This window comes from Oceanisphaera litoralis (assembly GCF_016907015.1).
Lineage (GTDB): Bacteria > Pseudomonadota > Gammaproteobacteria > Enterobacterales > Aeromonadaceae > Oceanimonas > Oceanimonas litoralis.
In genome coordinates this window covers 21,989-43,215 of the sequence record NZ_JAFBBE010000023.1, presented here as the reverse complement: position 1 = coordinate 43,215, position 21,227 = coordinate 21,989, and the positions used below count along the sequence as shown (strand labels likewise).

The window sequence follows — 21,227 nt, the reverse complement described above, 5'->3', positions numbered from 1 at the left end:
GATACCGACAGACGACGCCTGAGTATCAAGGAGAACAAAGGGATCTGCTCCACCGACCATCACATGACAGGGATGTCATGTGCTGAGCGTCACATGGATGTGCTTGAGCGAGTCGGCGGAGCAGGCCCTTTGTTCGGGATTAATATGACAATCGAATAGATCGATTGTTTAACGGGGTTGATATAAGCCTCCTCAGTCCCCTTTTTCTTTCTGTTATTAGCAGAGCGCATGCCGCCGCCCTGCCCGGAGTCCGTAAGCTATGACCCAAATCAATCACGCCCTGGCCACCGAACTGGCCGTATCGCAACAACAGGTGGACGCCGCCGTGCGGCTGCTGGACGAAGGCGCCACCGTGCCCTTTATTGCCCGCTACCGCAAAGAAGCCACCGGCGGCCTGGACGACACCCAACTGCGTAACCTGCACAGCCGGCTCGGCTATCTGCGCGAGCTGGAAGACAGACGCGCCGTGATCCTCAACGCCATTACCGAGCAGGGCAAGCTGACCGACTCGCTCAAGAAAGAGCTGCTGAGCGCCGACACCAAGACCCGGCTGGAAGATCTCTACCTGCCCTACAAACCCAAGCGCCGCACCAAGGGCCAGATGGCCATCGAGGCCGGGCTGCAACCGCTGGCCGACCAGCTGTTCGACGATCCGACCCAGGATCCGCAACTGCTGGCCAACCGCTTTATCAAGCCGGACGCGGGCGTGGCCGACACCAAGGCGGCGCTGGATGGCGCCAAATACATACTGATGGAACGCTTTGCCGAGCAGGCGGATCTGCTGGAGGCGGTGCGCCGCCACCTGAGCCAGCACGGCCAGTTGCAGGCCCGGGTAATCAGTGGCCAGGAGCAGACCGGCGCCAAATTCAAGGACTACTTCGAACATCAGGAGCCGATAGGCAAGGTGCCCTCGCACCGGTTGCTGGCCATGCTGCGCGGCCGCAACGAAGGCGTGCTGTCGTTGAGCCTGGTGGTGGAAACCCAGGCCGACAGCCACCCCTGCGAGGCCATTATCGCCCGTCATGTGGGCTGGCAGCACAAGGGCCGCGCCGCCGACGCCTGGCTTTCCGGTGTGGTGAGCTGGACCTGGCGGGTCAAGCTGTCGCTGCAGATGGAAACCGAGCTGCTGGGCCAGGCCCGCGAGCGGGCCGAGGCCGAAGCCATCAAGGTATTCGCCCTCAACCTGCAGGATCTGCTGATGGCCGCCCCCGCCGGTGCCCGCGTCACCATGGGGCTGGATCCGGGCATTCGCACCGGGGTCAAGGTGGTGGTGGTGGACGGCACCGGCAAGCTGCTGGCACAGGACACCGTTTATCCGTTTGAACCCTTCAAGAAGGTGGAGCAGAGCCTGCGCACCCTGGACGAGCTGTGTCGTCGTTATAACGTCAGCCTGGTGAGCATCGGCAACGGCACCGCCTCGCGCGAAACCGAACGGCTGGTAGAAACCCTGATCAAACAAAGCCCGGAGCTGAAACTGCAGAAGGTGGTAGTGAGCGAAGCCGGCGCTTCCGTCTATTCCGCTTCCGAGCTGGCTGCCAACGAGTTTCCGGATCTGGACGTATCGCTGCGCGGCGCCGTGTCCATTGCCCGTCGGCTGCAGGACCCGCTGGCCGAGTTGGTGAAGATCGATCCCAAGAGCATAGGGGTGGGCCAGTATCAGCACGATGTGTCCCAGAGCCAGCTGGCCCGCAATCTGGATGCGGTGGTGGAAGACTGCGTGAACGCCGTGGGCGTGGACGTCAACATGGCCTCGGCCCCGCTGCTGACCCGGGTGTCCGGCCTGACCCCGACCCTGGCGCAGAATATCGTCGCCTATCGTGACGAACTGGGCGTATTCACCGAGCGCAAGCAACTGCTCAAGGTACCGCGCCTGGGGCCCAAGGCCTTCGAGCAGTGCGCCGGCTTCCTGCGCATCCGCGACGGCAAGAACCCGCTCGATGCCTCGTCGGTACACCCGGAAGCCTATCCGGTGGTGAAACGGATTATCGATAAACAGCAGCAGCCGGTGCAAAGCCTGATCGGCAACGCCAGCCTGCTCGGCACCCTGAACCCGAAAGACTACACCGACGAGCACTTCGGTCTGCCCACGGTGCAGGACATTCTGAAAGAGCTGGAAAAACCGGGCCGGGATCCGCGCCCCGAGTTCAAGGCCGCCCGCTTCATGGACGGGGTGGAAAAACCCGCCGATCTGATCCCGGACATGGTGCTGGAAGGGGTAGTCACCAACGTGACCAACTTCGGTGCCTTCGTGGATATCGGCGTGCATCAGGACGGTCTGGTACACATCTCGGCCCTGACCGACCGTTTCATCAAGGATCCGCGCGAAGTGGTCAAGGCCGGCGATATCGTCAAGGTAAAGGTGATGGAAGTGGATCTGCAGCGCAAGCGCATCGCGCTGACCATGCGCCTGGAGCAGAACGCCGCCGATCATGGCAACGGTAATAGCGGCGGCCAGCGACGGGAAGAACGGAATCAGGGCGCCAACCGTAACGCCGGTGGCAACAACAAGGGCCAGAGCAAGCACAGCCCCGCCCGCCAGGAACAAGCCGCCCCGCAAGGCGCCATGGGCGCGGCCCTGGCCGCCGCCTTGCAGAAGAAAAAATAAGAAAAAATAAGAAAAAGTAAGAAAAAGTAAGTAGGTAACCGACTCTAAAATACCGAGTCGGTTACCTTGTTGAAGAAGCTAACGGTGTTTGGTTGTTACCGTTAGCTTCTCTTTCTACCTAGCTTCTCTTTCTACCTGCGGCGTGGTGAATCAAATCAGAGTCGGTGCCGACGCCTCTACCGGCGCTCGAACATCAGCGTAAGGCTTCAAAATTCGCAGCCGCCGCATCCAGCACCTCACGTGCCGATTGCGCGTCCTCAAATCCCAATCCTTCCATGCCGCCATCCGGCCCTTTGTAATGCGCAAACCACAGGTCAACGATCTGGCTGGCGGCGGGGAATTCTTCATCCAGCTGCGCCATGCTTTCGATATGCGCAAAAGGAGAGTCTTTCGTCAGTACGGCAATCAGTTTGTCATCCTGCTCGCCGTCATCCAGCATCTTCAGTACACCGATCACGCGTACATCGACGACTTCACCGCGTGGCACCGACTGCCCCAACACAATGACATCGAGCGGATCACCGTCCCCGCCCAGTTCCTTCGGCAAGGCGGTACCGGGAATCGCACCGTAGTTACCCGGGTAGCCAAGATAATTGACGACTCGCGGCTTGCCCTTCTTGTATTCCCAGTAGACCGCTTTCGGGTCGTCCTTGCTGACTTCCCACTTCGCCGAGGTGCCGGTCGGTATTTCGACGATCGCCCGCACTGTGCCATCCTTGTTGAATGCCTTCAGACCCATAAGATCTTCCGTGCCCACGACAGTAAAATCGTCCTTCGGTGTCATGGCGGCGGTAACCGGTGTCGTTTCCGAGAAGGCCAGACCGCCCAGAGAATCGGCTGCAGCCGTGTTCGATAAAATAGCCAGGCAGGTGGCTGCCGTCAGTGTCCGGATTTTTTGCATGATGTTTCATATCCTTGAATAGAGAGTGACCCAGTATGCGAATACAAAGTGACGGCCGGATTACAAACGACTGTCGTCATCGCCTTCAGCACAGCCTTCACCACAGCCTTTACCACAGCCTTCGCCATCGTCATCTCCGCGAAGGCGGAAAACCATGACAGTTGGCACTGGATGCCCGCTTTAGCGGGAATGACAGAGAAAGACGGGCGGGAGTAAACAGAGCAAGCACAAGGCCGATCGGCAGTCCGGCGTTTTTGTGCCGGTTCGCGGCGGAGCCAAGCCGGCTGACATATAGTAAGGACAGTGTGTTTGCCATTCGGAGACGGCCATGACTCCCCTGCAAGACAGAGCCGCCGGTGCCATCATGGGCGCCTTTATCGGCGAGGCGCTGGGCGTGGGCCCGCACTGGTATTACGATCTCGGTGCCCTGCGCCGGGATCATGGCCATTGGATAAACGACTACAGCACCCCCAAACCCGGCCGCTACCATGAAGGTCTTCAGGCCGGCGACGGCTCTCAGCCCGCCTTTATTCTCAAGCTGTTGCTGACGTCTCTGGTTGACTGCAACGGCTACGATCACACCGACTTCTGTCGCCGGATGGATGAACAGTTGCTGCCGCTGCTGGACGGCACGCCCAACACCGGCCCCGGGGGCTACACCAGCCAGTCGATTCGCGACGCCTGGCACAAGCGGGTGGAGCAAAAGCGACCCTGGAACGAATGCGGCGGCCATGCCGATACCACCGAGGCGATAGAGCGAACCCTGGTGCTGGCCGTACGCTACGCCACCCGGCCCGCCCGGCTGGCGGAAACCGTGGCCGCCAACACGGTATTGACCCAGAGCGACGACAGCGTGGTCGCCATGACGGTGGCCTTTGCCGCCGTGCTCGGCCAGCTGGTGCAGGGCCAGAAACTGGATGACCAAATCTCGGGCCGGTTGATGCAGCTGGTTGAAGACGGCGCATTGCCTTTTCATGCGGTCACCCGACAGGGCCTGCAGCCGCCGGCGGCGGGGGCCGAGCCCTCCCGGGCCGGTCGCTTTGCCTCGCCCGACGCCCTGCTCACACCCTCGTATATGGCCCGGACTGCGGCCGATGACGGCATCCGCATAGTGCCGGCGTGGAAGGTCTCGCTGGTGTACGGCATGCCCTGCGCCATTTATCACATTCTGCCCGCCGTCTACTACCTGGCGGCCCGCTTTGCCAGCGACTTTGAATCCGCCGTGTTGCATGCACTCAATGGCGGTGGCCAGAATCAGGCCAGGGCCATGCTGACCGGTACCCTGGTTGGCGCCCAGGTGGGTCTTTCCGGTATTCCCGAACGCTTTATCGAAGGGCTGACCGACGCCGCCGAGCTGCTGCGGCTGACCAGAGCGCTGGCTGTGCAGATGGAACCCGGCCACGGCGACCCCGGATGACTTGCCAAAGAGGCCTGATCGACGGCTCGGGGAGCCGCACGAATGCTCGGGTTTGGCCTGAACCGGCCTGTCCCCGACGCCAGGACGGTGTAAAATACGCCTTTCCATCCTGCCCACGGAGCCCTTATGACCGTCAACATCATCGCTTTCGATGCCAAACACGCCCCCCATATCAGCGCCATCAGAGCCGAGGTATTTATCAGGGAGCAGCACATAGATCCCGAGCTGGAGTTCGACGGCCTGGACGGGGCGGCGATCCATGTCCTGGTGGTGGCAAACGGTGAATATGTGGGCACCGGCCGCCTGCTGAATGACGGCCATATCGGTCGCATCGCCATCCTGCGCGACTATCGCGGCCAGGGGCTGGGCGCCAAGGTGGTGCGGGCGCTGGTGGACGAGGCAACCCGCCGGGGCTATCCGCGGGTATATCTGGGGGCGCAGACCCACGCCGTCGACTTCTATGCCAAACTGGGCTTCACCCCCTTCGGCGAGGAATTCATGGACGCGGGGATCCCGCATCTGGCCATGGAAAAATCATTAGCCTGAACAGCCACGGTCATGGCGGTAATTGATGAAGCGACCGCGTTTTCGATGCCGCCTGTGCGATAATGGCACTCTTTATTACTAACGTGATTACCAAGGTGATTGCCAACGTGAGCTGCCATGCGCCTCGATAAATTCATCTGCAAGAGCACCGAGCTGAGCCGTCCCGACGCCAGGGGGGTCATCCATGCCGGCGAGATTTTCGTCAACGGTGAGGTGATAACCGATGCTGCGACCCAGGTGCATGAAAACAACCGCATTACCCTGGCCGGACAACCGCTGATCGCCCGGCCCTCCCGATACCTCATGATGCACAAGCCGCCCGGCACCCTGTGCTCCAACCTGGACGGCGCTTATCCGTCGCTGTTTCGGTGGCTGGATATCGACCGGGCCGAGGATCTGCACATCGTCGGCCGGCTGGATGCGGACACCACGGGCCTGGTGCTGCTCACCGACGACGGCCGCTGGTCATTCAATATCATACGGCCGCAGCAACAATGTGAAAAAACGTACCGGGTGGGCCTGCGGGATCCGCTGGCCGATGATGTGGCCGAGCGCTTTGCCCGGGGCCTGCTGTTGCAGGGTGAAACAGCCCCTACCCTGCCGGCCAGACTGGAACCGGTCGGCCCACGGGAGGTACTGCTCACCATTACCGAAGGCCGCTTTCATCAGGTGAAACGCATGTTTTCCGCCGTTGGCAACCGGGTGATCGGCCTGCACCGGGAACAGATCGGCAAGGTTCGGCTGGATGTACCCTCGGGCCAGTGGCGTCACCTGACCACCGATGAAGTCGACTGCTTTTGAACCAGGTCCCAGCCCCCCAGCAGAAGGATGAACCCATGCTGTTCCCCGTTATCATGGCCGGCGGCCATGGCTCCCGCCTGTGGCCCCTGTCGCGTCGGCAGCATCCCAAGCAGTTCCTGCCCCTGCTGGACAGTTCGCTGTCCATGCTGCAGGCCACCCTCAAACGGCTGGAAGGGCTGAGTGCGGCGCCGCCCCTGCTGATCTGCAATGAAGAACACCGCTTTCTGGCCGCCGAACAGGTGCGCCAGATGAACGAACGGCAGGCGCAGATCCTGCTGGAGCCGATGGGTCGGAATACGGCGCCGGCCATCGCCCTGGCGGCGCTCTTTTCAGCTGAACAGCTTGCCGGTGGCCACGCAGACGGCGAGCAGGCAGACGATGCCATGCTGCTGGCGCTGCCCGCCGATCATGCCATCCAGGATACGGCCGCCTTTCATGCCGCCGTGCAGGCCGCCCTGCCCCTGGCCCGGGCGGGCAAGCTGGTTACCTTCGGCATACCGCCCAGCCGGGCGGAAACCGGCTATGGCTATCTGCGGCGCGGCGCGGCCATAGAGCACACCGGCGGCTTCGAGGTGGCGCAGTTTGTGGAAAAGCCGGATCGGGCCAGGGCCCAGGCCTACCTGACTGCCGGCGATTACGACTGGAACAGCGGCATTTTCCTGTTTTCGGCCAAACACTACCTGCAGGAACTGGCACGCTTTCAGCCCGAAGTGCTGGCCGCCTGCCGGGCGGCGCTGGCGGGTAGCGAACGGGATCTCGACTTTATCCGGCTGGATGCCGCCGCCTTTGCCGCCTGCCCGGATATTTCCGTCGACTACGGGGTGATGGAACACACCCGTGCCGCCGCCATGGTGCCACTGGAGGCGGGCTGGAGCGACGTGGGCTCCTGGTCGGCGCTGGCGGAAGTGCTGGGCCGGGACGAACGGAGCAATACCCTGCGCGGTGACGTGCTGACCGAGCAGACCGACCACTGTCTTATCCATGCCGACAGCCGCCTGGTGGCCACCTTGGGGGTCAGGGATCTGGTCATCGTCGAAACCAAGGATGCGGTGCTGGTGGCGCATAAAGATAAAGAGCAGGAGGTAAAACGACTGGTGGAGCAGCTCGAGGCGCAGGGCCGCCGGGAACACATCATCCACCGCGAGTGCTATCGGCCCTGGGGGAAATTCGATGCCATCGACAGCGGCACCCGTTATCAGGTCAAGCGGATTACGGTGAATCCCGGTGCCCGCCTGTCGTTGCAGATGCATCATCACAGGGCCGAACACTGGGTGGTGGTCAGCGGCACCGCCCGGGTAAGCCTGGGCGAACAGACCCGGCTGCTGACCGAAAACCAGTCGGTGTACATTCCGCTGGGGCAGCATCATGCGCTGGAAAATCCGGGCAAGATACCGCTGGAGCTGATAGAGGTGCAGTCCGGCAGCTATCTGGGCGAAGACGACATCGTCCGTTTTGAAGACCACTACGGTAGGAATTGAGCTGGTGTGCACAGAGACAGCAGGGGCACCTCCCCCGACACGCTTCGAGCACATCCATGTGACGCTCGGCAAATGCCATCCCTGGCATTTAACGGTCGCGGGAGGCGATCCCTGTTGTCTCTTCTAGAACTCCGAGTTGCCCGCAGAAAGCGCCAACAGTCGACTCCTTGTCATCAAGGAGGACAAAGGGATCTGCTCCGCCGACCATCCGCGCCATGGCCGGAAAGTGCTCCTGCCGTTCCGGCATTCCCGCCATCCCTGGCGGTCAGTGGCGCGGCTGAGCCCCCAAAGATGGGTTCACGGCGAGTCGGCGGAGCGGGCCCTTTGTCCGAGATGGGCATGAGCGTCAAAAAAATCGAATGTTTAATGCGATGGATAAATCCGAACACCTTCATCAGGTGACGACAGGAAAACAACGAAATGAAAAAAGTACTGGTGATTGGCTATGTCTGGCCCGAGCCCAACTCCTCCGCCGCCGGCAGCCATATGCTGTCTCTGCTGCGGCTGTATAAGCGGCAGGGCTGGCAGGTGGAGTTCGCCACCCCGGCCCAGCGCACCGAGCACATGGTCGATCTGGCCGCCGAGGGTATTTCCAGCCGGAGCATTGCGCTTAATTGCGACAGTTTCGATGCCTATGTCGCCGAGTACGGGCCGGATATCGTCATGTTCGATCGTTTCATGATGGAAGAGCAGTTCGGCTGGCGGGTCGAGAAAAACTGCCCCCAGGCGCTCAGAATACTGGATACCGAAGATCTGCAGTGCCTGCGCCATGGCCGCCATCAGGCCCACAAGGCGGGCCGGGACATGACCACCGCCGACCTGTTCAATGATATCGCCCGGCGGGAGATCGCCGCCATCCTGCGCTGCGACCTGTCGCTGATCATCTCGGACGTTGAAATGGCACTGCTGCAGGAGCGCTTCAAGGTCGACGGCCGCCTGCTGCATCACCTGCCCTTCATGGTCAAGCTGCAGGCGCTTCCGACTCACACCGCCGATTACGCGAGCCGCCAACACTTCATGACCATAGGCAACTTTCGCCATGCCCCCAACTGGGACGCCGTCTTGTATTTACAGCAGATCTGGCCGCTGATCCGCAAGCAGCTGCCCCAGGCCGAGCTGCACATTTATGGCTCCTACCCGCCGCCCAAGGCGACGGCACTGCACAATCCTAAAACCGGCTTTCTGATCAAGGGCTGGGCAGACGACGCCTTCGAGGTGATGGAGCAGGCCCGCCTCTGCCTGGCGCCGTTGCGCTTCGGTGCCGGCATCAAGGGCAAGCTGCTGGATGCCATGATGATGCAGACGCCAAGCATCACCACCCCGATTGGCAGCGAAGGCATGCACGGCGATGCGCCCTGGCCCGGCATAATTGCCGACGATGCCGACACCTTCGCCGCAGCAGCGGTGGCGTTATACCAGGACGAGCAGGCCTGGCTGGCCGCGCAACGGCAGGGCACCGAGCTACTGCACCGCCGTTATGACGGAGAAAGACTGGGAGCCCAGCTTATCGCACGCATCGAGGCCACCGCAGCCAACCTGGAGCAGCACCGGCTGCACAACTTCACTGGCAGCATGCTGCGCCACCACAGCATGATGAGCACCAAATACATGTCCCAGTGGATTGCCGCCAAAAACGCCGGGGCGAACAGGGGTTAAGCCTGCGGGCGGGTGCTCGATCTAGCCGCCTATGCCACTTCATCAGCACCTTGCAGCACCTTGCAGCACCTTACAGCACCGACGACGCCATCCGGAACCCATTCTTACCGGTCTGTTTGACGCTATACATGGCGCTGTCGGCCGCTGCCAGTACCTGATCCTGGTTATCCATTCCCTGATGCAGCAGGGCGATACCGATACTGACACCCAACTGACACTCCGGACCGGGCCGGAAAACAGGATGGCAAATTCATCGCCACCCATGCGGGCCACCGTATCGTAAGGTCGTACACAGAGCTGCAATCGCCGCGCCACCTCCTTCAAGGCCGCATCGCCGGCGTCATGGCCAAGCCGGTCGTTAATCGGCTTGAAGTTATCCAGAACCATATACAACAACGCCGAGTCGATGCCACTGCGCCGGCTGCGTTTGAGCCTCCTTGCGGCTCTGCCAGGGCAGCAAAACCTTCCAGTAAATCAGCATTCCGCTGATCACGGACAGCAGGGCCGCATCGAGCAGTTCGGTCACAAACACGATAGCCCCGGCCCGAAGCTGAGCATCGGGCCTGAGCACACCGGCATGGCTCTGCACACGACCGGTAAAATAAGCGAGGGTAATAATGGCCGTCAGTGACATGGCGGTGGCATCAAACAGCATGACCAGCCAGAACCCCAGCATGTCCAGCCCAAGCCATTCCATCAGCAGTATGAGCGCCAGTTCGGTAAGCGCCATTACCGTCATATAGGACAGCAGTACCCTGCGACTACTTATCAACATGCTTCAGCGTCTCGCTCCAGGCTGATCGTCTCGACGACGGCATTGTCCGATTCTGTCGCCACCAGCAGCCGCTCGAACTCGCCCACCGGCATGGGCCGGCCGAACAGGTAGCCCTGAAAATACCGGCACCCCATGTCCCGCAGTTGCCGGTGTTGCGCCTCCGTTTCCACGCCTTCGGCAATCACCTCCAGCTGCAGGCTGCCGGCCAGGGCACAGATGGCGTTGATAATGGCCAGGCTGTTGCCGTCTTCCGGCAGCTCGCGCACGAAGGACTGGTCGATTTTCAACTGATCCAGCGGCAGTTTCTGCAGATAGGCCAACGACGAATAGCCGGTGCCGAAGTCGTCGATAGAAAAGCGAATGCCATGGCCTTTGAGTTCGCGCATGCGGGCAATGGCCGCCGGCATGTCGTCGAGCAGCATGGTTTCGGTCAGCTCCAGCTTCAGTTGGTGCGGATCGGCACCGCTTCGGGCCAACAGCCGGAGCAGGGTGTCGACGAAGTCGGCTTGATACAGCAGCCGGGCGCTGAGGTTGACCGCCAGGCCGAGCGAGGCGGTGGCAGGCCATTGTCGCCACCATGACAGCCGATAACAGGCCCGGCGCAGCATCTGAAGATCTATCTGTTCAACCAGCCCGGCCTGTTCGGCCACCTCGATAAACACCCCCGGAGCGAGCAGGCCGCGTTGGGGGTGCTGCCAGCGCGCCAGCACCTCGGCGCCGATCACCCGGCCGGCCTCATTCAGCTGGGGCTGCAGATAGGGGATAAATTCTTCGGCCTGCAGCCCGCGGCGAATGTCTTCTTCCAGTAGCAGACGCGTACTGACCGCCTCCTGCATGGCCGAATCAAAAAAGCGTATGACCCGCCTGCCCGCCGCCTTGGCCTGATACATGGCCATCTCGGCCTGCTGTATCCGCTCGCCGGCCGTGCTGGCGTCGTCGCTGAACAAGGTCACCCCCATGCTGACACTGCTGTGCACCGTCAGCTCATCGATCCGATAGGGTTTTCCCAGTGCGCTCCATAATTCCTTGGCACGCAGCTCGGCCTGGGTGGCGGCATGCTGGTGCTCTCTGTCCAGGTCCTCAATCATCACCACAAATGCGTCGGCGCCCAGGCGCGCCACCGTATCACTGGAGCGCACCGCATCGCCGAGACGTTCGGCGACCAGCCGCAGCAACTGATCACCGATGTGATGACCATGCAGGTCGTTGATACTCTTGAAGCCGTCCACGTCGAGAAACAACAGGGCGGTATAGGTGTTGCTTCGTGTGCCCGTGTTCATGGCATGTTGCACCCGGTCAAGCAACAGGCTGCGATTGGGCAGGCCGGTCAGTGCATCGAAAAAGGCGAGGTGTTGGATGCGTGCCTCTGCGGCCTTGCGCTCGGTAATGTCGTCCATCGCTGCCACATAGTGGCTGACCTGCCCCCGGGGGTCGTGCACCGCGCTGATCGACAGCCATTCTGGATACAATTCGCCGCTCTTGCGCCGGTTCCATACCTCACCCTGCCAGCGACCTGTTGCCGACAGCTGCCGCCACATCGCCTGATAGAAGACCGCATTATGGCGCCCGGAGCTGAGCAGACTGGCCTGTTTACCGATCACCTCGTCGGGGCTGTAACCGGTGATGGCACTGAATGCCTGATTGACCCGCAGAATGCGGCTGTTCGGGTCGGTAACCAGCAGGCCCTGCCGGGTCTCGAAGGCGGTGGCGGCGATGTTCAGATCCCGCTCGTCACGCACGCGCCGTATAATGTCACCCAGCATCCAGCCCAGTCCTACTGTGGCAAGGGGCATCACCAGCAGCATGGGAACACTGGTTTTAAAATCCACAGAGGCCAGCGGAAACAAAAAGAAGGTACCCTCTAACAATGTCCGAGTCAGCAGTCCGAAAATCAACAGCGACCAGGGCCCGGTACCAACCTTGCCACCTCGGTGAACATAGCGGTACGCCAATCCCAGCAGCACAGACAGCACGATTTCGGCCACCCCCGGCCACATGCCGGCCCCGCCCAGCCAGAGGCGATAGCCGCCGGCAAGCAGGCCGGCGACGCCGGCGACCAGGGGTCCGCCAAACAGCGCCGCCATGCTCAGTACCACGCTGCGGGCATCGAATATCAGGCCGCTCTCCGGCTCCCTGGCCATCATGATGCCAATCACACAGGTAAAGCCGAACAGCAGACCGGAGGTCAGTTTTGCGGCGCTGTCATTGTTACCCCAAAAACGGGTATTGAGCAGTTGCAGCCAGCACAACGACAGCAGCAAGGTGGCGTTTTCAACAAGATGGAATATCAAGGTTGAGGCCCCCGGGGTCCTGGACAATATAGAATGCGGAAAGATGGCGGCGATGCAGAGCGACAAGCGTTATGTGAACACGGTTGTCGGAAGAAAGGATTGATCCAGGTCAACTCGAATCGGCCTCATTAGGCTCTTATTGAGCGATTTTTCTACCTGGATCACTTTATCCCGGTGGGCGGGGTCAGCTTTCAACTCAGCGAAAACTGCGCGTAGATGGGGTTGTGATCCGACACCGTGGGGGTATTGATGGCGGTGGCGGAGTGCAGGGTCAGATCCCGGTAGAAGATAAAGTCCAGCGGCTGGCGCAGGTAGCTTTTGATGTGCTGCTCCTCTTCCATGATTGCCTGTTTCAGTCCCATGGCCCGGCAGAACTGGGCCAGATAAAGGCGCCGGGAGCGACTCCAGACGTTGAAGTCACCGGCCACAATCAGCGGCCCCCTGTGTTGCATAAGGATCTGCCTGAGCACCGCGATTTCATGATGAAAGTGTCCGTGGCGCACGAAGTTGATGGCGTGAATATTGGCCACCAGCAGGGTGTCGCCGCCGCTCAGGGGGTGATGGGTGAGGATCTGGCTTTTATGAGTGGCGAACCGCAGTTCCCGGTTGTGACTGAGCAGGACCGTGATGTCGTCGAAGGCGCACTGACCGGCGGTCAGCACCCCGAACAGATGGGATGGCGTCTGAATATTGGGCGACACCGCATAAGACCAGCCGTCCAGCTGCAGCCGATGGCTCAGGGCCAGCTTGGCTTCCTGCAGCAGCAGCAGCCGGGTCGGAAAGCGCGCCAGCAACTGGCTCAGACATAACCGAAACTCGGCGCTCAGGGTCAGTTTCTGGGTGTTCCAGCACATCACGCCCAGCCTGTCGCCATCCAGTGGCTGGTGCTGATGAACAAGCTGATGCGGCGTTACTCGGGGGCGAAGCATAATAGAACATCCTGCCTTGACGGAAAAATGTCACTCCATCTTAGCAGAAGGAACGACAAATATTCCTTCTGCACCACGCCTTAAACACGCAATTTCTGGCCGCGTTTTGGCTTGATTTGGGCTTTATTTTGGCCAAAACACACTTTCTAGCGCTGTTTATGTGCCATTGGCGGCTTCCGGCCCCCCTTCGTCCTGCTCACCCTTTCGGCCTGCAACAAATGACCCAATGGCTCAATCGACGGGGTTCGGTGCGATTCGCGCACCCTCGGCCAGTTCGGGCGGGGGATACAGCACCAGTTGCTGCCCTTCACTCAGCCCGGACAGTATCTGCGCCTGCCGGCCGTTGTCGTGGCCGACCGTGACCGGGGTCAGCCGGGCCCGATTGCCCTCTGCCGCCAGTACCGCCCATTGTTCTCCTTCCCGAAACAGGGCGCTGGACGGCGCCATCAGCGCCTTGTCGTCTTCCCACACCAGAATCCGCACCTCCACCCGATAGCCATGGCCCAGGCCGCGCCGGGCTGCGGGCTCGCCGTCGAAGCGGATCAGCACATTGACCCGCTGCTCCTCTACCCCCAGGGCCGAAAACTTGGTGAAACCGCGTGGCTCAATCCGATCCACCACCCCGGCCAGCGGCTGAGGTCCGCCCCAGTGATCGATCAGCACCCGGTTGCCGGGCGTCACCCGCACCGCCTCGGCGGAGGGCAACTCGACCAGCACCTCCAGATCCCGTTCCGGATCGCCGATTTCCATGATGGGCGTGCCGGCGGCCACCACGGTTTCGCTCTGCTGCAGTCGCTGCAGCACCCGGCCCGATACCGGCGCCAGCAGCGGAATACCGACTCCCTCGCTGCCGGCCCCCTCGCTACCGGGCGATCCCTGCCCCAGTTGCGCCCGGGCGGCGGCCAGTTCGGCCTGGCGCTGCACCACGGCGGCGTTGGCCGCATTCAGCGTGGCGATGGCCGCCCCAGCCGATTGACGCGCCCGATCCCGGGCCGAGGCGGATAGATGCCCCTGTCGATACAACCGCTGGTTGCGCACCCACTCGGCATCGGCCAGTTGGCTGGTGGCTCCCGCCCGCGCCACGTTCGACCGGGCGGCGGTGAGCGCGGCCTCGGCCGCCGTCACCAAAGCCAGGGCCTGCTCGCGAGCACGAGCATCCAGCAGCGAGACCACAACCGGCACCAGCCGGGCCAGCTCGGTTTTGCCACCCGTGACCGGGTCCCCGGCCTCCAGCGTCACCCGCAACAGCCGCCCGGCCACGGGGGCGCTCACCATGTAGCGCTGGCGTACCCGGGTACGCGCCTCTTCATCGATGGTCACCGTCATGGCGCCCCGCCGTACCGTGCCGGTCTCCACCGGTATCGCCCGGGGCCAGAAGGCATAACCGAGCAACCCCGCCAGCAACAGCGCGGCGGCGAGCAATATTCCCTTGCGTGACTGTCTCGATGCCATCTCGCTACTCTCGAATATTGAGGGCGGCCACCAGATCCAGCCGGTGGATGTCGCGCTGTACCCCGATGCCGGAAAGCAGCGCCGCCGCCAGCACCGCCAGTACCGCCTGACCATGACTGACGGGCGCCAGCTCCACCGGCACCTGATACAGCTCGGTGCTGAAGCCGGCCGCCACCGCCAGCGACAGGCCGTATCCCAGCAGGGAGCCCAGCGGCAGCGCCAACAGGGTGAGCAGCCCCAGTTCCCCCAGCAGCACAAAGCCCACCTCGGCCCGGGTCAGCCCCATGATCCGCAGGCCGGCCAGCTCCCGCGCCCGCTCGGCAAAGGCGATGCGTGCCCCGTTATAGACGATGCCGAAGGTAATGACCCCGGCAATGGCGGCCATCAGGTAACGGGTGGCCCCGGCGCCGCTGTCCATCACCTTGCGAAAGGCCTCCCGGCGCTCCTGCCGCAGGCTGACGCCCGCCACCACCGGCATCTCTTTCATCTCCCGGTACAGCGCGGCGCTGCGGGCGGTGTCGATACGCAGATAAGCGCCGGATACCCGGCCCGGCTCCCCCATCACCCGGTTCAGCGCGTCCAGTTGCATGAAGGCGGGCGCACCCAGCAGGGTGTCGGCCAGCCCCACCACCGGGATTGCCAGCACCGGCCGACGCCCTTCGCGTACCTCGACGCTCAGCATCTCGCCCGGCGCTATCGACAGCTTCTGCGCCAGCGCCCGCGCCAGAATGACCCCCTCGGCGCGCAGAACCAGGGGCTGGCGATCCTTATCCAGCGCACGGTACAGCCTGGGCTCGTCCATCAGGGCGGTAATGGCACCGCGATACTGATAGCGATCATGGCGCAGTATCACCGGTACCGAACGAAACGGCTCCAGCGCCAGTACCCCGTCCAGCTGTGCGAGGGCAAAGAGGCTCTTGCTTCCCCGGGGCTCGACGAAACTGACCGTGACATCGCTGCGGTCGATGTCGTTGAAGGTCAGCGCCAGGGCGCGGTCGAAACCATTCATCACGCTCAGCATGGCTACCGGCAGCGCCATGCCCAGGGCGATGCCCAGCACCGTCAGCAGCGCCCGGACGGGTCGCCGCCACAGGTTGCGCAGCACCATGCGGCTGGGTTGATCCAGCCAGCGGCCGAGCCGGGGCCCGAGGCGCAGGCCATGACTGAAGTCCGGCGGCGAAGGGGGTCGCATGGCGGTGGCAGGCGCCAGCGCCAGCACCCGCCGCAACACCAGCAGGGCGCCGGCGGAGGCGGCCAGCATGCTGACCGAGACTCCAATCACCAGGGCGGCGGGATCCAGCCGAAACAGCAGAAACGGAAACTGGTAATACAGCTGGTAGAAGCCGCTCAGGGCGCGCCCGGCGAGCACGCCCATCACCGATCCCGCCAGGGCGCCGCCCAGGGCGATCACCAGCACAAATTTCAGGTAGTGGACCGCCACTTCGCGGCCGCTGTGACCAAAGGCCTTGAGCAGGCCTATCTGCTCACGCTCCGCCTGCACCATGCGCGACAGCACCATGTACAGCAAAAAGGCGGCGACCCCGAGAAACACCGGCGGCACAACCCGGCTCGATACCCGGAGTCCGGCAATCTCCTCCTCGACAAAGCGATTGGAAAGCTGATCCGCCAGGCCGTAGGCCCCCAGGGCACCATAGGGCGCCAGCAGCCGGTCGAGGGCGGCGATCAACCCCGCCTCGCGCGCCCCCCGGGTCCTGGTTAACAGTATTTCGTTGACGGCGCCCTCCAGATCAAAGGCCGCCGCCAGCACCGACTCCTGCATCCAGATCACCGCAAAGCGACCGTCGTCGGGCACCAGCTCGCCCGGGGCCGTGGTGTACACAAACTCCGGCGCCTGCGCCAGCCCGGCTATGGTCAGTCGCTGGCGCCCGCCGTTCATCGTCGCCAGCAGGGTATCGCCCGGCGCCAGCCCCCGGGCCCGGGCAAAGCCGTTCAGCAACAGTACCTCATGCCGCCGGCCCGGGTTGGGCAATCGCCCCGCCGACAGCACCAGCTGGTTCAGCCGCGTCGGCAGCGACAGCATCCGGGCCCGTATCGGCGCCGCTACTCCCGGCAGGTTGAGCAAGGCCCCGCCGTTGATGCGCCCTTCGACCACCGCCACCCCGGGCAGGGCGGCCACCTCAGTCAACAGCCGGCGCTGCGCGCGCTTGACCGGCGCGAAGATCTCCGCCAACCGGTAACGCTGATAATAACTGTGCCGGGTTTCGCTCAGGGAATTGACCAGGCCGTCCATCATCACCAGCAGCATGACCCCGAGGGAAATCACCAGCATGATGGCCAGCGCCTGACCCCGCACCCGCCACAGATCCCGCCCCAGTTTGCGATCCAGCATGCTCATGACGCCGCTCCTACCATTCGATCGCCTCGGCATCGAGCCGGTGGTCGTGAGTCTCCACCCTGCGGATGCGGCCATCGGCGAAGTGGATCACCCGGTGGGCCATGGCGGCGGTGGCCGCCGCATGGGTAACGATCAGCACAGTGGTGCCCAGTTGCCGGTTCACGTCCTGCAAGGCCCGCAGCACCACCCGGCCGGTGTGGCTGTCCAGCGCGCCGGTCGGCTCGTCGCAGAACAGCACGGTAGGCCGTTTGGCGATGGCGCGGGCGATGGCCACCCGCTGCTGCTCGCCACCGGACAGCTGGGCGGGAAAATGATGGCCGCGTTCGTCCAGGCCCACCAGGGCCAGCGCCTCGTCTGCCGCCATCGGCTCTGCGGCCAGCTCGGTGACCAGCTCCACGTTCTCGCGGGCGGTCAGGCTGGGCATCAGGTTGTAGGACTGGAACACGAAGCCGACATGATGGCGTCGATAACGGGTCAGCCGGGCCTCGTTCATGGCGCTCAGCTCCCGGTCGAAAAACCACAGTTGCCCGCTGCTGGCCCGATCCAGGCCGCCGAGCAGGTTCAGCAGGGTCGACTTGCCGCTGCCGGACGGGCCCAGCAGCACCACCAGCTCGCCGGCCGGGATCTCCAGGTTCACCCCGCGCAGCGCCTGCACGGCGGCCGCACCTTCGCCATAAACCCGGGTGAGATCCCGGGTACGAAAAGCGGGCAGTCGATAATCCAGTGGTTCGGTCATGGGGGCACTCGTGCGTGATAGCGGCGGCGGTTTAACAAAAGCCTAAGTGCTATCGCTCTATGCCGCTAGAACATGCCGCCATCACTCGCGCCACCGGGTACGGATAGAATAAGATGCATGCAGCCGGGTGTTCAGGGTTACGGTCAAGCTGCCGGCTCAGAGAACTGCTAGAGTTAACAGCATCGAGTTAACAGCATCGAGTTGACGCAGAAGTATTATTGGACGCTCCAACATTATTGTCACAGTACCAAGCTTCGTCACCTGTCGACAGGGGTCGTAAATACAGGGTGCCGGACAACAACCATACCCTCGGGGCCATGACCCGAGCGGAAGTCGATATGGCCATCGACTGGGCGGCGAAACAGGAATGGAATCCCGGTCTATACGATGCCGACTTTGGCCGGATAAACTGCAGGAGGTGCCCGATGAGCAAGCAAATGAACCCGCAATCGATCCCGGAACAGGCATTCCGCCTCTATGATCAATATGCTCACGGGCTGATCGATCGCCGCCAGTTCCTGGCCGGACTGGGGCGTGTGGCGATGGGTAGCATGACGGCGGTTGCCTTGTTCGAGGCGCTTACCCCCGACTACGCCCGGGCCCAGCAAGTGTCGTTCAACGACACGGATATTCAGGCCAGCTACCGGGAGTTTACGTCACCGAACGGTCACGGCAAGGGACGGGGATACCTGGTCATGCCCCGCCATGTGCCGGCGTCATTACCGGCGGTGCTGGTGATCCACGAGAACCGCGGGCTCAACCCCTATATCGAGGATGTTGCCCGGCGGCTGGCCAAGGCGGGTTTTATCGCCTTTGCCCCGGACGCCCTGTATCCGCTGGGTGGCTATCCGGGCAATGATGACGATGGTCGCGCCCTGCAACAACGGCTGGATGGCGACAAGATAGCGGCGGACTTTGCCGCCGCGGCCCGCTTCCTGGCGGCCATGGACAACGGCAACGGCAGGCTGGGCGTGGTGGGCTTCTGTTTTGGTGGCGGCCTGACCAACCGCCTGGCTGCCGGTCTGCCCGAACTGGTGGATGCCGCCGTGCCGTTTTACGGTATGCCGCCCGAACTGGATCAGGTCGGCCGGATAAAGGCGGCGCTGCTGGTGCACATGGGCGAACGGGACGAGCGTATCAATGCCCAGTGGCCGGCGTACGAGCAGGCGCTCAACCAGCATGGCATTCGCTATCAGGCATTTGTGTATGCCAATGCCCCGCACGGCTTTCATAACGATTCCACCCCCAGGTACGATGCCGAGGCCGCCGAGCTGGCCTGGTCAAGAACCATCGCCTTTTTCAACGAGCATCTGCGGCCCTAAGCCGAAATCATAGACAGGGTCTCAAGCGATAAAGACATGAAATGAACACCCCGGTAAATTTGTGAGTGTCACGGATCGAGACCAGAATGAGAATGACGCCAGGACGCACTCTGGCGTTAACCAACCCGGTTCAGCCAACCACACCAGGAGAAAGCCCATGTCAGCGGAAGACGAAGTTCGCACCGTATCCCTGCGCTTTTATGCGGCCCTGACCCGCATGGCCAACGGCGATGCCAAGCCGCTTGCCGCTATCTGGTCGCACGGGGCCATGGTCACGGCCCTGCATCCCATCGGCGGCCGGCAGGTCGGCTGGGATGCAGTCTTTGCCTCATTCGAACAGGTCGCCCGGCTTGCCTCCGGTGGCAAGGTCGAGCTGCACCAGCAGTGCATCCACGTTGCCGGAGAGCTGGCCTGTGAAACAGGCGTCGAGCAGGGGCAGATTACCCTCGCCGACCAGCAGGTTGCCATCGAGCACAGGGTCACCAACCTCTACCGGCGAGCGGGCGACAGCTGGAAGATGATCCATCATCACACGGATATATCACCGGCCATGCTGGCGGTACTCGAGCGCTTGGCACGCGCCGGGGACACCCAACGATAAAGGAGGAATGCGATGATCAGCCCCCCATGCGAGGATTCTCACCCCATGACCACCGTCACCCTTAACACCCGTGCCACCTGGTCCTGGGCGCTGTACGACTGGGCCAACTCCACCTTCGCCACCACCGTGCTGGCCGGCTTCTTCCCGGTGCTGTTCAAGCAGTACTGGGCCGAGGAGATGGCGGCGGCCCAGAGCACCTTCTGGCTGGGACTGTTCAGCTCGGCGGCCAGCCTCTTGGTGATGCTGATGTCCCCCTGGCTGGGGGCGGTGGCCGACAGGCGCGGCGCCAAGAAGCGCCTGCTGTTGCTGTTCACCCTGATCGGGGTGCTGCCCACCCTCGGGCTGTTCTGGGCCGGCGAGGGCCAGTGGCTGCTGGCGGCCTTGCTGTTCGCCGCCGCCAGCGTCGGCTTTTTCGGCGGCCTCACCTTCTACGACGCCCTGCTGGTGGACGTGGCCGCCCCGGAAGAGAGCGACCGGGTCTCGGCCTGGGGCTATGCCCTGGGCTACCTGGGCGGTGGCCTGCTGTTCGCGCTCAACGTGGTGATGGCCACCCAGCCGGAATGGTTCGGCCTGGCCTCGGCCACCCAGGCGGTGAAGGTCTCCTTCGTGATGGTGGCGGCTTGGTGGACGCTGTTCGCCCTGCCGCTGTTCTTCTGGGTGAAGGAGCGGCCCGCCAGTGCCGGTACCGACACCAGCTTCGCGGCGCTGGTCGCCATACTGCGCCAGGCGGTCAAGACCCCCGGGGTGCTGACCTTTCTCATCGCCTACTGGCTCTATATCGACGGGGTGCACACCATCATCCGCATGGCAGTGGACTTCGGTATGGCCCTGGGCTTTGCCAGCAACAGCCTGATCGTCGCCCTGCTGCTGGTGCAGTTTGTCGCCTTTCCCGCCGCCGTGGCCTTCGGCTATCTGGGCGAGCACATCGGCACCAAACGGGCCATCTACCTGGGGCTGCTGGTCTATGCGCTGGTCACCGCCGGCGGCTACGCCATGCAGACCGAGAGCCAGTTCTTCCTGCTGGCCGGGGCCATCGGCCTGGTGCAGGGCGGGGTGCAGGCGCTGTCCCGCTCCTTCTACGCCCGGCTGATCCCTGCCGACCAAGCCGGCGCCTACTTCGGCCTGTTCAACATGATCGGCAAGTTCGCGGCGGTGCTGGGGCCCCTGCTGGTAGGGGTGGTGGCACTGGTGAGCGGCAGCAACCGGCTGTCTATCCTCAGCCTGCTGGTGTTGTTCGTACTCGGCGCCGTGCTGCTGGCCCGGGTGCGCGAGCCCGGCCACAAACGCCAACCAAGATAATGGGCAGCCGCTCACTCCCCGCCCTTCGCGCTATATCATGATGCATCAACCGTCCGGCACCC

Annotated in this window: 17 protein-coding genes and 1 pseudogene; 9 read left to right on the top strand and 9 right to left on the bottom strand. The window is 63.0% G+C overall.

What is annotated here, in order from left to right:
- Positions 1-259: 259 nt before the first annotated feature.
- Positions 260-2,605, top strand: a complete 2,346-nt coding sequence (locus tag HNR62_RS13665) for a Tex family protein (RefSeq protein ID WP_204796635.1) — start codon at positions 260-262, stop codon at positions 2,603-2,605.
- A 193-nt stretch (positions 2,606-2,798) separates the two neighbouring features.
- Here the strand turns inward: HNR62_RS13665 and HNR62_RS13660 are convergent, their stop codons facing one another.
- Complete coding sequence (locus HNR62_RS13660) at positions 2,799-3,506, bottom strand: inorganic diphosphatase (RefSeq protein ID WP_204796634.1); 708 nt, start codon at positions 3,504-3,506, stop codon at positions 2,799-2,801.
- Positions 3,507-3,834: 328 nt separating this feature from the next.
- On the opposite strand from HNR62_RS13660, the gene HNR62_RS13655 reads away from it, so the two are divergent.
- The 5 genes from HNR62_RS13655 to HNR62_RS13635 all read left to right on the top strand — a co-directional run bounded on the left by HNR62_RS13655 (position 3,835) and on the right by HNR62_RS13635 (position 9,404).
- Positions 3,835-4,923 carry an ADP-ribosylglycohydrolase family protein gene (locus tag HNR62_RS13655; protein WP_204796633.1) on the top strand — a complete coding sequence of 363 codons (1,089 nt, stop codon included), beginning with the start codon at positions 3,835-3,837 and terminating at the stop codon, positions 4,921-4,923.
- A 126-nt stretch (positions 4,924-5,049) separates the two neighbouring features.
- Positions 5,050-5,469, top strand: coding sequence for a GNAT family N-acetyltransferase (locus HNR62_RS13650; protein WP_204796632.1), 420 nt, complete (start codon positions 5,050-5,052; stop codon positions 5,467-5,469).
- A 117-nt stretch (positions 5,470-5,586) separates the two neighbouring features.
- Positions 5,587-6,270, top strand: a complete 684-nt coding sequence (locus HNR62_RS13645) for a pseudouridine synthase (RefSeq protein WP_204796631.1) — start codon at positions 5,587-5,589, stop codon at positions 6,268-6,270.
- Between the two features lie 35 nt (positions 6,271-6,305).
- On the top strand, positions 6,306-7,748 hold the full coding sequence (locus HNR62_RS13640) for a mannose-1-phosphate guanylyltransferase/mannose-6-phosphate isomerase (RefSeq protein WP_204796630.1): 1,443 nt from the start codon (positions 6,306-6,308) through the stop codon (positions 7,746-7,748).
- A gap of 420 nt (positions 7,749-8,168) precedes the next feature.
- Positions 8,169-9,404: a glycosyltransferase gene (locus HNR62_RS13635; RefSeq protein WP_204796629.1), complete on the top strand. Its 1,236-nt coding sequence runs from the start codon at positions 8,169-8,171 to the stop codon at positions 9,402-9,404.
- 70 nt (positions 9,405-9,474) lie between these two features.
- Here the strand turns inward: HNR62_RS13635 and HNR62_RS16345 are convergent, their stop codons facing one another.
- The 8 genes and pseudogenes from HNR62_RS16345 to HNR62_RS13595 all read right to left on the bottom strand — a co-directional run bounded on the left by HNR62_RS16345 (position 9,475) and on the right by HNR62_RS13595 (position 17,943).
- Positions 9,475-9,654, bottom strand: coding sequence for a diguanylate cyclase domain-containing protein (locus HNR62_RS16345; protein WP_338044112.1), 180 nt, complete (start codon positions 9,652-9,654; stop codon positions 9,475-9,477).
- A 38-nt stretch (positions 9,655-9,692) separates the two neighbouring features.
- Positions 9,693-9,791 (bottom strand): annotated as a pseudogene (locus tag HNR62_RS16470) (diguanylate cyclase); the annotation flags it as partial.
- Complete coding sequence (locus HNR62_RS13620; RefSeq protein WP_204796627.1) at positions 9,778-10,179, bottom strand: hypothetical protein; 402 nt, start codon at positions 10,177-10,179, stop codon at positions 9,778-9,780. The pseudogene HNR62_RS16470 and the gene HNR62_RS13620, both read right to left, overlap by 14 nt.
- The gene (locus tag HNR62_RS13615) at positions 10,173-12,470 is read right to left on the bottom strand and encodes a putative bifunctional diguanylate cyclase/phosphodiesterase (RefSeq protein WP_204796626.1); all 2,298 of its coding nucleotides are present in this window, start codon (positions 12,468-12,470) and stop codon (positions 10,173-10,175) included. The genes HNR62_RS13620 and HNR62_RS13615 overlap by 7 nt, the downstream gene beginning before the upstream one ends.
- A 191-nt stretch (positions 12,471-12,661) precedes the next feature.
- A complete protein-coding gene (locus tag HNR62_RS13610; RefSeq protein WP_204796625.1) occupies positions 12,662-13,399 on the bottom strand; it encodes an endonuclease/exonuclease/phosphatase family protein in 738 nt (245 codons plus the stop codon).
- Positions 13,400-13,630: 231 nt separating this feature from the next.
- The gene (locus HNR62_RS13605) at positions 13,631-14,851 is read right to left on the bottom strand and encodes an efflux RND transporter periplasmic adaptor subunit (protein WP_204796624.1); all 1,221 of its coding nucleotides are present in this window, start codon (positions 14,849-14,851) and stop codon (positions 13,631-13,633) included.
- Positions 14,852-14,855: 4 nt separating this feature from the next.
- Positions 14,856-17,207: an FtsX-like permease family protein gene (locus HNR62_RS13600; RefSeq protein WP_239552809.1), complete on the bottom strand. Its 2,352-nt coding sequence runs from the start codon at positions 17,205-17,207 to the stop codon at positions 14,856-14,858.
- A gap of 10 nt (positions 17,208-17,217) precedes the next feature.
- Positions 17,218-17,943, bottom strand: coding sequence for an ABC transporter ATP-binding protein (locus HNR62_RS13595; protein WP_204796622.1), 726 nt, complete (start codon positions 17,941-17,943; stop codon positions 17,218-17,220).
- A gap of 425 nt (positions 17,944-18,368) precedes the next feature.
- On the opposite strand from HNR62_RS13595, the gene HNR62_RS13590 reads away from it, so the two are divergent.
- The 3 genes from HNR62_RS13590 to HNR62_RS13580 all read left to right on the top strand — a co-directional run bounded on the left by HNR62_RS13590 (position 18,369) and on the right by HNR62_RS13580 (position 21,165).
- Positions 18,369-19,265, top strand: a complete 897-nt coding sequence (locus tag HNR62_RS13590) for a dienelactone hydrolase family protein (RefSeq protein WP_204796621.1) — start codon at positions 18,369-18,371, stop codon at positions 19,263-19,265.
- Positions 19,266-19,422: 157 nt separating this feature from the next.
- On the top strand, positions 19,423-19,866 hold the full coding sequence (locus HNR62_RS13585; RefSeq protein ID WP_204796620.1) for a YybH family protein: 444 nt from the start codon (positions 19,423-19,425) through the stop codon (positions 19,864-19,866).
- Between the two features lie 12 nt (positions 19,867-19,878).
- Positions 19,879-21,165, top strand: a complete 1,287-nt coding sequence (locus HNR62_RS13580; protein WP_204796619.1) for an MFS transporter — start codon at positions 19,879-19,881, stop codon at positions 21,163-21,165.
- The last annotated feature ends 62 nt before the right edge of the window (positions 21,166-21,227 follow it).

Excerpts from the sequence above, each read along its gene's own strand:
- HNR62_RS13665 (WP_204796635.1), top strand. The coding sequence starts at position 260 with ATGACCCAAATCAATCACGCCCTGGCCACCGAACTGGCCGTATCGCAA.
- HNR62_RS13635 (WP_204796629.1), top strand. The coding sequence starts at position 8,169 with ATGAAAAAAGTACTGGTGATTGGCTATGTCTGGCCCGAGCCCAACTCC.
- HNR62_RS13605 (WP_204796624.1), bottom strand. The coding sequence starts at position 14,851 with ATGGCATCGAGACAGTCACGCAAGGGAATATTGCTCGCCGCCGCGCTG.
- HNR62_RS13585 (WP_204796620.1), top strand. The coding sequence starts at position 19,423 with ATGTCAGCGGAAGACGAAGTTCGCACCGTATCCCTGCGCTTTTATGCG.
- HNR62_RS13580 (WP_204796619.1), top strand. The coding sequence starts at position 19,879 with ATGATCAGCCCCCCATGCGAGGATTCTCACCCCATGACCACCGTCACC.
- HNR62_RS13650 (WP_204796632.1), top strand. The coding sequence starts at position 5,050 with ATGACCGTCAACATCATCGCTTTCGATGCCAAACACGCCCCCCATATC.
- HNR62_RS13620 (WP_204796627.1), bottom strand. The coding sequence starts at position 10,179 with ATGTTGATAAGTAGTCGCAGGGTACTGCTGTCCTATATGACGGTAATG.
- HNR62_RS13640 (WP_204796630.1), top strand. The coding sequence starts at position 6,306 with ATGCTGTTCCCCGTTATCATGGCCGGCGGCCATGGCTCCCGCCTGTGG.
- HNR62_RS13590 (WP_204796621.1), top strand. The coding sequence starts at position 18,369 with ATGAGCAAGCAAATGAACCCGCAATCGATCCCGGAACAGGCATTCCGC.
- HNR62_RS13660 (WP_204796634.1), bottom strand. The coding sequence starts at position 3,506 with ATGCAAAAAATCCGGACACTGACGGCAGCCACCTGCCTGGCTATTTTA.
- HNR62_RS13645 (WP_204796631.1), top strand. The coding sequence starts at position 5,587 with ATGCGCCTCGATAAATTCATCTGCAAGAGCACCGAGCTGAGCCGTCCC.
- HNR62_RS13655 (WP_204796633.1), top strand. The coding sequence starts at position 3,835 with ATGACTCCCCTGCAAGACAGAGCCGCCGGTGCCATCATGGGCGCCTTT.
- HNR62_RS13600 (WP_239552809.1), bottom strand. The coding sequence starts at position 17,207 with ATGAGCATGCTGGATCGCAAACTGGGGCGGGATCTGTGGCGGGTGCGG.
- HNR62_RS13595 (WP_204796622.1), bottom strand. The coding sequence starts at position 17,943 with ATGACCGAACCACTGGATTATCGACTGCCCGCTTTTCGTACCCGGGAT.
- HNR62_RS13610 (WP_204796625.1), bottom strand. The coding sequence starts at position 13,399 with ATGCTTCGCCCCCGAGTAACGCCGCATCAGCTTGTTCATCAGCACCAG.